This is a genomic window from Massilia mucilaginosa, assembly GCF_011682145.1.
Taxonomy (GTDB): domain Bacteria; phylum Pseudomonadota; class Gammaproteobacteria; order Burkholderiales; family Burkholderiaceae_D; genus Telluria_A; species Telluria_A mucilaginosa.
In genome coordinates, this window is the sequence record NZ_WHJH01000097.1 from 1 (window position 1) to 9,252 (window position 9,252).

The 9,252-nt window shown below is 53.0% G+C and carries 8 protein-coding genes; 7 read left to right on the forward strand and 1 reads right to left on the reverse strand.

Features of this window, described 5'->3' with window-relative positions; translation table 11 throughout:
- The first annotated feature begins 135 nt into the window (after nucleotides 1-135).
- From F2P45_RS33290 to F2P45_RS33320, 7 genes are all read left to right on the forward strand, one after another.
- Complete coding sequence (locus F2P45_RS33290; RefSeq protein ID WP_166882500.1) at nucleotides 136-795, forward strand: zonular occludens toxin domain-containing protein; 660 nt, start codon at nucleotides 136-138, stop codon at nucleotides 793-795.
- On the forward strand, nucleotides 792-2,093 hold the full coding sequence (locus tag F2P45_RS33295) for a type II secretion system protein GspD (protein WP_166882501.1): 1,302 nt from the start codon (nucleotides 792-794) through the stop codon (nucleotides 2,091-2,093). The genes F2P45_RS33290 and F2P45_RS33295 overlap by 4 nt, the downstream gene beginning before the upstream one ends.
- A gap of 168 nt (nucleotides 2,094-2,261) precedes the next feature.
- The gene (locus F2P45_RS33300; protein ID WP_166882502.1) at nucleotides 2,262-2,816 is read left to right on the forward strand and encodes a hypothetical protein; all 555 of its coding nucleotides are present in this window, start codon (nucleotides 2,262-2,264) and stop codon (nucleotides 2,814-2,816) included.
- 706 nt (nucleotides 2,817-3,522) lie between these two features.
- Nucleotides 3,523-4,857, forward strand: coding sequence for an N-6 DNA methylase (locus tag F2P45_RS33305; RefSeq protein ID WP_166882503.1), 1,335 nt, complete (start codon nucleotides 3,523-3,525; stop codon nucleotides 4,855-4,857).
- Nucleotides 4,854-6,923 (forward strand): sensor histidine kinase, encoded by a 2,070-nt coding sequence (locus F2P45_RS33310; protein ID WP_166882504.1) that lies wholly within the window; start codon nucleotides 4,854-4,856, stop codon nucleotides 6,921-6,923. Before F2P45_RS33305 ends, F2P45_RS33310 begins: the two co-directional genes overlap by 4 nt.
- 2 nt (nucleotides 6,924-6,925) lie before the next feature.
- A complete protein-coding gene (locus tag F2P45_RS33315) occupies nucleotides 6,926-7,624 on the forward strand; it encodes a DNA-binding transcriptional response regulator (protein ID WP_166882505.1) in 699 nt (232 codons plus the stop codon).
- On the forward strand, nucleotides 7,621-8,622 hold the full coding sequence (locus F2P45_RS33320) for a ComEC/Rec2 family competence protein (RefSeq protein WP_166882506.1): 1,002 nt from the start codon (nucleotides 7,621-7,623) through the stop codon (nucleotides 8,620-8,622). Before F2P45_RS33315 ends, F2P45_RS33320 begins: the two co-directional genes overlap by 4 nt.
- Here the strand turns inward: F2P45_RS33320 and F2P45_RS33325 are convergent.
- Nucleotides 8,615-9,252: site-specific integrase (locus tag F2P45_RS33325; protein ID WP_166882507.1), on the reverse strand; the 638-nt coding region annotated here is incomplete at its 5' end. The genes F2P45_RS33320 and F2P45_RS33325 overlap by 8 nt on opposite strands.

A 9,252-nucleotide genomic window follows, 5' to 3' on the forward strand; every position in this document is an offset into this window, starting at 1 on the left:
AGAACTGCCGCAGCGCCAGGCCGGTGCCGACATTGCCGATCTGTTGCCGTTCAACTTTACTGCTGTTTAACAGCCGCTTGCCCGTCGATTAGGGCAACGTCAAGGTGCGGTAGAAATCGCGCTTACATTCAAGATATGAATACGCTCAATCGATTTGTGAAAGTCGTCGTTGCCTTCAATTTCAGAACTCACAAAAAGGTGTCGCTTGGAATGAGCAACACCTACAGTCTAACCATGTGGGAGGGCTACAAGCAGTCCAAAACCACGAAGATCGGTAACTGGGTGCGCAAGTACAAAAAGGATGTGTTCCCTCTGTACTCAAGCTTCAAGGGCGGTGGCAACGGCGTGCTTGTCAATGCCGACAGCAGACAAAACGTTTTGGCGAGTAAGAAGCTCTGGCTCGGGGCATTCGCCTTCATCGTCGCGCTGTACGTCTCTGTGACCTATGTCTGGAAGTTCTTCCACCCGGGCGAGTTGGGGCCGGACGGCAAGCCACTTGCCGCCACAGCTAAGGTTGTCCAGCCAGTGCCATCGAGCGGGCCGGCGCTTGCCTCCTCCGGGCAGCTTGCGCCTCGCCAGGCCACGTTTAGCGACGTCTGGCGCGTCGTAGGCACGTTTCAGGCGAAGGGCGTGTCGTGGGTTGTGGTCACCAACTCCGCTGGCGTCGTTAGGCTTGAGTCTCCATCGCAGTTTTTCGGAAACGGGCTGGTGCAGATAGGTGAGATTGATGGCGCTAAGGTCACCACTTGGTCTGGTGCCGCCGTCGTCACCGTCGGCAGCGCGGGGGCTAAATGAGGATAATCGCTGCATTGCTGATGCTGGTGTATTCGTGCCATTCGGACGCCGTCGGCTTTAGCGCGCTAAAGGGTGTCAGTGGTAGCCCTGCTGCTGCCGAGACTAATGCCGGCGTCGAGCTTCCCGTTCGTTTCGATTTCCGGTCGCTCGGCATCGCCCAGGTTGTCCAGCTGATCTACGCTGAGGCTATGCCTGGATCTTACGTTATTGATCCTGAAGTGCTTAAGGATGAGCGTGCTGTCTCGTTTCGATACAACGGCGGCAAGCAGGGTCTTCAATCCTTCATTGCCTCGTTCTTCGACTCGCTCGGCTTGGTCGTTGTGCGCCGGGGCTCGGTCGATTTCATCGGTCGCAAGATAGTGGCCGTCGCCGTTCCTCCCGATGAAGAGGTTTTTGTTTACCGGCCAAGGTTTCGGGACGGCTCGTATTTAGTAGAAATGCTCGGCCCGTTGTTCAAGGGCGGCTTCACCTCGAAGCGGGCCGTGCGCGCGGGACCGGGTGACTCGTCAGGTGGTCGAGCTGCTCCCGCTGGCTCTGCCGCGGCGATGATCGACAGGAAAAGCGACGCAATTGTGTTCAGTGGTTCTCCCGTCGAGGTGGCCAGGCTGCGCAAGCTGCTCGCCCAAGTGGACGACGCCCCTGGCGATGTTCTCGTTCGCGGGGTGCTATACGAGGTGCAGGCTACCAAGCGCGACGGCTCCGCCTTCGGTCTTGCCGTGAACGTGTTGAGCGGGAAGCTGGGGATCAGCATCGGATCAGTCGCATCTGGCCCTGGTGATATGCTCCTGTCGTTCAAGAACAAGACCATTGACGCTGTGCTTTCAGCGCTTGCTTCCGATTCTCGGTTCAAGGCAGTTTCGAAGCCTATGCTGCGGGTTTCCTCTGGCGGTTCGGGCAGGTTCACGGTTGGGCAAGACGTTCCGGTTCTCGGGGCGGTCTCTTACCCCGGCAGCGGTCAACCTGCGGTGCAGTCGGTTAGCTACCAGTCGAGCGGCGTGATTTACGATGTTCAGCCTGTGATTCATGGCGATTCGATAGACCTGTCCGTCATGCAGCAGGTATCAAATTTCGTCAGCACCAGTACTGGCGTTTCTGCATCACCGACCTTGATCAAGCGTGAGCTGAAATCGGACCTAAGCTTGCTTGATGGCGAAATCGTCGTCATGGGTGGCTTGACCGACAGCAAGGACACTAACGGGAGTCAAGGATTTTCTTTGCTTCCCGACTTTTCCCGGTCCAAGTCATCTGATACATCAGGACTTGAAATCCTGTTGATTTTGCAGGTGACTAAACTTTGATCCCCCAAATTGTTGCTTACAGAGCATCCTCGTTCGCCGGTCAAACAGCGGCACACAGACGAAGCTTTTCTTGGTGTTGTCCCCAAGGACCAATAACTGAAAGCGCGGTCTGCAAATTTAGCGCGCTAAAGTTTCTTACAAAGTTCAACCGATTCCAAGGCTGTAAAAATGAAAAAACCTTATAAGCTACCGAAGTCCCTACGTGGCAATGCCAGGTTCGATGATCTGTGTCGCCTGCTGAACAGTCGCTATCGTTCGGGTGTACAAGCCGCGCTCAGAATCGGTGAGCGTCGTCCAGGTGAGGCTCGAGTAATCGAAATGGCAACGCAGATTTTTGGCGTTCCCTTTCCGAAGGTCCGGCCAGTATGGCTGGTTGACGATGACACAGGCTCTAGAATTGAACTTGACGGGTATAACGAGCAAAAACGCTTTGCCATTGAGTACCAAAGCGGTGCTCATCACCACGTATGCGAGAAGACTCTGTACCGGGAAAAGTTAAAGAGAAGAACGTGCAATGCCAATGGGGTGGTACTGCTGGAAATTTGGCCAGAGATACACACTACACGGGTGCTTTTGCAGTTTTTCGAGGTGATGGGAGTAATGAAAATCATTCCCCGTTGCTCGACGTTGTGGTATGGCTGCTGGTTGAACTCCATTGTACGCAAAGAGCTCTTTTCGCACGCATGGTTGACGTATCGTTCGGCTGGGGTTGCCAATTCTTGAGCGCGGAAGCAGGGCCAGCACGGCCTGTAAGAGGTCGCGACGACGCAGGCTATTGCTTGGCCGCCTTGGTGCGTGACTACCAGGGAAAAGGGCGATTTGAGGCCCGCGAGGGCAGGAGCGAAGCTAACGACAGCGGCACCTGCAAGGAGCTTTGCGCGTAGAGGGGTAACGATAGCCGTACTTCTGCGCAGTTTGGTGCGTAGAGGAAGTGATGACAGCGGTACTTCCACGCAGCCTGATGCGTAGAGGATGTGACGATAGCGGTACTTTCTACGCGCCCCGGCTGGCCCCTGACGTCGTTCTTTCCCGACGAGGAGGTTTTCGTCTACGGCCCACCCGCTTATCTTGCCAAACCGATTTGGTGTTTCCGAGTGGGAAAAGGGCGATTTGAGGCCCGCGAGGGCTGGAGCGAAGCGGAACCCTTTTCGTCACACGGTGGCATGTAGGAGCGCCTTGGCCGGTCGTCCCGGCCAGCGACGATGCGAGCCGTTCGTTGTCGGTCGAGCTGGGGGCGATTGGTCGGCGGCATGACGGTCCCCAATTGATCATGCATAACGAACCTCCGGAAGATCGGCGACAATGTCAGAAGATCATCAATATGGACGGCATATTGCGGTATGATCTAAGGTGACCGAATTATTGCCTTCTCGCAATTGCCTGAGACTAGTCCGCTGGTTTTTGTGTCAAATGGACCCCAAAATTTTACATGACGAAAAATAGCGCTACAGCATTAAAAAATCCGACTCAATCGTACGACTTGTTTGCATCGAAAGTTGGCGCAGAAGTGTCGCGTGTTCTGGCCGGTGGGAAGCTGGATCGGAAGGCGGCGGCCTCTTATCTTAATGGCGCAGCGTCGGAAGCCCTGGTTGAACTTGTTCCGCGCGATACGCGCTCTACTGACGGGATTTTTTTCTCAGGAAAAAAGCTTTCCAAGTACGTCGCTAGATGCCTCAGTGCGAAGATTGCTGCCGGGGCAACTGTAGCGGACCCCACGTGTGGGGCGGGCGACTTGCTTTTGGCATGTGCAACGTTAATGTCTAGGGGCCAAAGCACAGCTGCGACGGTCGCGCAATGGAGTTCGCGAATTATCGGACTTGATTTGCACGGAGAATTTGTGAACGCTGCAAGAGCACGCTTAACGTTGCTGGCAGCCCAAGAAGGGTTTTCGGCTACGGAAGAGGTGCGCGCTACTCGTTTCGATAATTTGTTGCCCGGTAATTACTTTGATCATCTGGAAAAGATCGCTGCGGCTGACTGCGTAGTAATGAACCCTCCGTTTGCCAAAGTACAGACGCCGGATGACTGCGAATGGGCCAAAGGTAGCGTGCAGCTCGCGGGTGTTATTTTTGCTTCTGTTTTGAGCAACGCAAAAATAGGACAGGAAATTGTGGCAGTTCTACCAGATGTACTTCGATGTGGTTCTCGATATCAGCGGTGGCGAAAATTTATTGATGCCCACTGCGTGTCGAAGCGAATCCATGTGTACGGTAGATTCGATGAGAAGACAGATGTCGACGTGTTCGTAGTGCATCTAACCAAGTCCGCACGATTCGCCACGAAGTCCAAAGGCGACTGGATTGGCAGAGCGCTCAGCGGAACTAACAAGCCGCACAGTGCGGTGCTGAATGATTTTTTCAAAGTTTCCGTTGGCGCTTATGTTCCCTTCAGGGCGAAAAAAACCGACGAGATAGTCGACTATCTGTGCGTTGGCGATGTCCCTGCAGATGCGGAAGTTGCGGCTCCATCCAAGTGTCGATTTAATGGCACACTTCATCAGACGCCATTCGTTGTAATTCGTCGTACGTCGAACCCTGCCGATTCGCGCCGTGTAATTCCAACCCTCATCACCGGGCCCAAAATGGTCGCGGTAGAAAACCACTTGATTGTGCTTATGCCCGCTGACGGGGCCTTGTCGTCCTGCCGGCGATTGATAGCAGTACTCCAAAACGAGGAAACTGACAATTGGATGAACCGTGCAAGCCGTTGTAGGCATCTTACGACAGCGATAGTTAAGAAACTTCCATTGATTGGTTGGACATGACAACAGCATCGTTTCGTTTTTCTCCCGCGATTCTTTCCAGGTTGGGTGAAGAGCTCAATCAGAGTGCCGATCAAAGCATTCTCGAGCTCGTCAAGAATTCCTATGACGCTAATGCGAATAGCTGCACGATCAGGCTTACGAACACCACTGAGATTGGCGGTGAGATTAGCATCATCGATGATGGCGACGGCATGGACGCGACAGCCATACAGAATGGATGGCTCGTCCTAGGCAAGTCGAGTAAGTCGAATACTGTTGAGACTCGGCTCGGCCGTCGGCCAGCGGGCAGCAAGGGCCTTGGTCGATTGGCCGCTCTCAGAATGGGAAAGAACGTCGAGTTGCGGGCTGTGGAGCGAGGTAATGTTCGTCGCTTTCACGAACTTAAAATCGACTGGTCTGTGTTCGACAAGGCAGAAGTAGTCGAGGACGTCAATCTTGAAATCGTTACGAAGAAGAACGCGGAACTGGGCAAGGGCGTTGTCATACTGCTCAAGAACTTGCGTTCCACCGTGCGGCCAGATGAAGTAAAGCGACTAGCTCGTTCGCTCCTACTATTGACTGATCCGTTTGGCGATAAAGAAAATGGCTTTGAGGTTCGCCTGATTGCGCCCGAATTCAAAGAAATCGCAGAACTGCTGAACAAGAAATATTTTGACCAGGCTGACTATCATCTCGAAGCCAAAATCGACAAGAAGGGCAATGGCTCGGCGCGAATTCTCGACTGGCAAGGAAAAGCACTTGCTGTTGCCGATCACGCGGATCTACGTCGCAAGAAGCAAGGGCTAGTCTACAAAGCGCCCAAGGCTGTCTTTGATCTCTGGGCATTTTTGCTTGGCTCGGCAGAATTTAGTGCGCGTCGTGTGACGAAAGGTGAAATTGTAGATTGGCTAGACACGTTCGGCGGCGTTCACGTATATCAGGATGAAATCCGTGTTGCTCCATACGGTAATTCTGGCAACGACTGGCTGGAGATGAACCTTGCTCGCGTCAGGAGCCCAGAAGAACGCCCAGGCACACATAACTCCATTGGTCGGATCACAATTCCAGGTGCTGATAAATACGAGCTTCGTCAAAAGACAGATCGTACGGGATTTATCGAGGATGATACATTCGAACAGTTGAAGGAGTTCGCACAGGACGCACTAAATTGGATGGCGCGCTGGCGACTGGGGCGTGCCGAAGAACGGCGCCGGGCCGAGAAGGAGGAGACGCCAAAGGCAGCGGAAGCGCAAAAGGAAAAGGTTGAGAAGGCAATTGCCAGGCTGGACCCCGAATCTCGAGCTTCGATTCAAACAGCTTTTTCCGGATACGAGAAATCACGCGACAAAGAGGCTGATGCGTTAAAGAAGGAAATTCAGTTGTACCGCACATTGAGCACTGCGGGAATCACTGCAGCAACGTTTTCGCATGAGGCCCAAGGGAATCCGCTCAAGACCATCGACGTTTGTGTGAATGTGTTAACTCAAAGAATTCCACGAATCGTGAAAGCAAAGCCGGATCAAGCTAAGCTTGTTGAACCGCTTGAGGCTATTCGAAGTGCTTCCTCTAGCCTGGCAACGCTCGGTACGGCGACGCTTAGTTTAGTCCGAGCATCGAAGCGACGTATGGGGCGTGTTGCCGTTCATGAGGTGATCGAGCGCACCGCCACGCTAATGAGTCCATTTTTGTCTGGACGGGATACCGGTGTGGAAATGAAGTTCGCGAAAGGTTCGCCCTTCCTCCGTACGTCGGAGGCGGCATTGGAGTCGATCATCGCTAATCTCTTGAACAATTCGCTAGCCGCGTTTGAACGTGCGGCTACAGAGAAGCGCCATATCTATATAACGACCACCGTTGGCGCAAAGAGCATGGAAATTGTTTTTGCTGACACGGGTCCTGGGATAGTTGATTTGAAAGTTGGCGAAGTATGGTTGCCGGGCACTACAACTAATCCTGAGGGAACTGGGCTGGGCTTAACTATTGTTCGCGACACTGTGCGGGATATGGGCGGCAAGATAGACCTAGTCGCGCAAGGGAAGCATGGCGGAGCTGAATTTTCTATTCAGATTCCAATCTTAGGAGCGTAAGTATGTCGTTGAATATTCAAGACAAGGTAATTGAAAAAGTGCGCTTGATCGATGACAATCAGCACGTGCGGCAGTCGTATAAATTTCAGGTTGAGGATTTGGACATCGATACGGAAGAAGTCATGGGCCCTATCGTTGACGTGCCATCCCTACTCGCAATGTTTGATACGACGCGTGACGCTGTAATTTGCGACTTTAACCTCAAGGTCAAGAATTACTCGAGTATGAACGGCGACGAAATCGTGTCGGGCCTTTATCAGAAGAATGTGCCGGTTGTTTTGTGTACCCGGGCAGATCACTTGCCCGAGGCCATCAGACGGCGGCGTCGCTACATTCCCGTAGTGCTTGCCCCTGCGAAGTTGTCTCCGGAGACTTTGGTTCATGCATTTCAAGTTTGCGTAGAGGAATTCAAGGGAGACTTCTCGACTGTACGTAAACCTTGGCGCACGATTCTGAGAATTGAAGGTGGCGAGCTGTTGGGCGGGGATGATCTGCTGCAGGTAAACGTCGTGATTCCAGAGTTTGACTCTTCAACACTCATAAGCTTCGAATGGCGAATTGGTGAAAATGACGCACTAAAAAAAGTTCGGGAAAGCGTGGCACATGGGGACATTGTACGGATATTTGCGACTGTGAATGTTGGGGCAGGGGGCGCAGATGATTTATATGTTGAAGACTGGTCTTTGAGAAAAGCACAATGAGCAATAGCGCTAGCCTTGCAATTCTGGACGTGGGTCACGGCAATGCCAATGTGATTCGCGAGAACGGTGTGACAGTAGTTATCGATACAGGCTTGAAAGGTCGCCTGCGTGAATTCTTGATGCGAAAAGGCATTGACGAGATCGAGTGTGTCATTCTGTCTCATTCTGACGCAGATCATATCAGTGGCCTTGCGGGCCTACTGGCCGGCGATACCAAGGTGAAAACCGTTATTTTGAACGCTGACGCTGACAAACAGACCGAAGCCTGGCGGGATCTGATCTTCGCACTGGATGAAGCTCACGACAACGGGGAGATCGATTTTAGGGTGGGACTGACTGATGGTCCGCTGGAGATCCCAGGATTTACCAGCACTACGCTGGAGGTGGCGGCGCCCACACGATTACTCGCAGCTTATGGGGTCGGATCGAAGAATCTTGATGACAAGACAATCACCAGCAACTCACTTAGCGCGGTTGTTCGGGTACTTTATGACAAAGCGCCGGTAGCACTATTAACTGGCGACATGGACGACGTGACTTTGGATGAGATTGGTCGAAAGGGAACAGATATCCGAGCGCGGTTTCTGGTGTTTCCACATCATGGGGGCTTACCAGGAACCTCCAACCCACAGGTTTTTGCCCGTACCCTCATGAATGCTGTTGTTCCCGAGACCGTTTTGTTTTCCCTGGGACGTGACAAGCATTCGAATCCCAATGAAATTATCGTCCGTGAGGTGATTAGCGCTGTACCGGGAATTCATATTGGGTGCACTCAACTGTCCAAGCTGTGTGCCAAGACTATACCGGTAGTGCTTCGGACCTTCTCAGCAGACCTTTTCTCTGCGGGCGAAAAGGAAAACCTCTGCTGCGCCGGCACGATGGAGATACCTCTCCAGCAAGCGGAGATTTCTGATCCGACTAGATCGGGCTACCGCGAATTTGTACTGCAGCATATACCTGAGGCGCTTTGTCGCCGCCGAGACCGGCCAGTTACTTAAGTTTCTTTGCTAAATCTTCGGCGCGGAGATGTGTGTATCGCTTTAGCATGTCTAGGGTTTTGTGGCCAGTAATAGCTGCTACTTCCATGACGTTAAGACCTTTCTCGAAAAGTCTGCTGGTGGCCTCATGACGGAGGTCATGAAAGCGTACATCAGGTATGTCGGCGCGGTGTGATGCGCATGCCCGCTCGAATGCCTGGCTCATTGATTCCGGCTGCAGCTCGAAGACGGGACCGTCTTTCTTGATTCCGAATGCCTTAAGTGCCTTGATCGCAGCTTTCGAAAGTGGCACGGTGCGGGGTACGTCCGTCTTAGTCTTAGGAAGGTGTGCTGTTTGCTTCTTCAAATCGATTTCACCCCAGGTCAGGGATGCCAGCTCGTTTCTGCGCATGCCGGTTTCGACAGCGACCTTGATGATGGTGCGCAGTTCTTTAGACTCCGTTGCGCTGAGAATCGCTACAATTTCAGCTTCGGGCACGCGTCGGTCGCGGCCACGAGGTTTGATTGTAAGCGCTCCATAAACCCCAGACTTGCTGGCTAATCCGAATTTCCGCATTCTTGCTACTTCGATTTGATACCGGAGCAAGCATGGAAAACACGACCGTTTTTTGGGAGAAGCACGTTGCCGCG

Coding starts and splice junctions, on each gene's coding strand:
- F2P45_RS33290 (WP_166882500.1), top strand. CDS start 136: ATGAATACGCTCAATCGATTTGTGAAAGTCGTCGTTGCCTTCAATTTC.
- F2P45_RS33295 (WP_166882501.1), top strand. CDS start 792: ATGAGGATAATCGCTGCATTGCTGATGCTGGTGTATTCGTGCCATTCG.
- F2P45_RS33300 (WP_166882502.1), top strand. CDS start 2,262: ATGAAAAAACCTTATAAGCTACCGAAGTCCCTACGTGGCAATGCCAGG.
- F2P45_RS33305 (WP_166882503.1), top strand. CDS start 3,523: ATGACGAAAAATAGCGCTACAGCATTAAAAAATCCGACTCAATCGTAC.
- F2P45_RS33310 (WP_166882504.1), top strand. CDS start 4,854: ATGACAACAGCATCGTTTCGTTTTTCTCCCGCGATTCTTTCCAGGTTG.
- F2P45_RS33315 (WP_166882505.1), top strand. CDS start 6,926: ATGTCGTTGAATATTCAAGACAAGGTAATTGAAAAAGTGCGCTTGATC.
- F2P45_RS33320 (WP_166882506.1), top strand. CDS start 7,621: ATGAGCAATAGCGCTAGCCTTGCAATTCTGGACGTGGGTCACGGCAAT.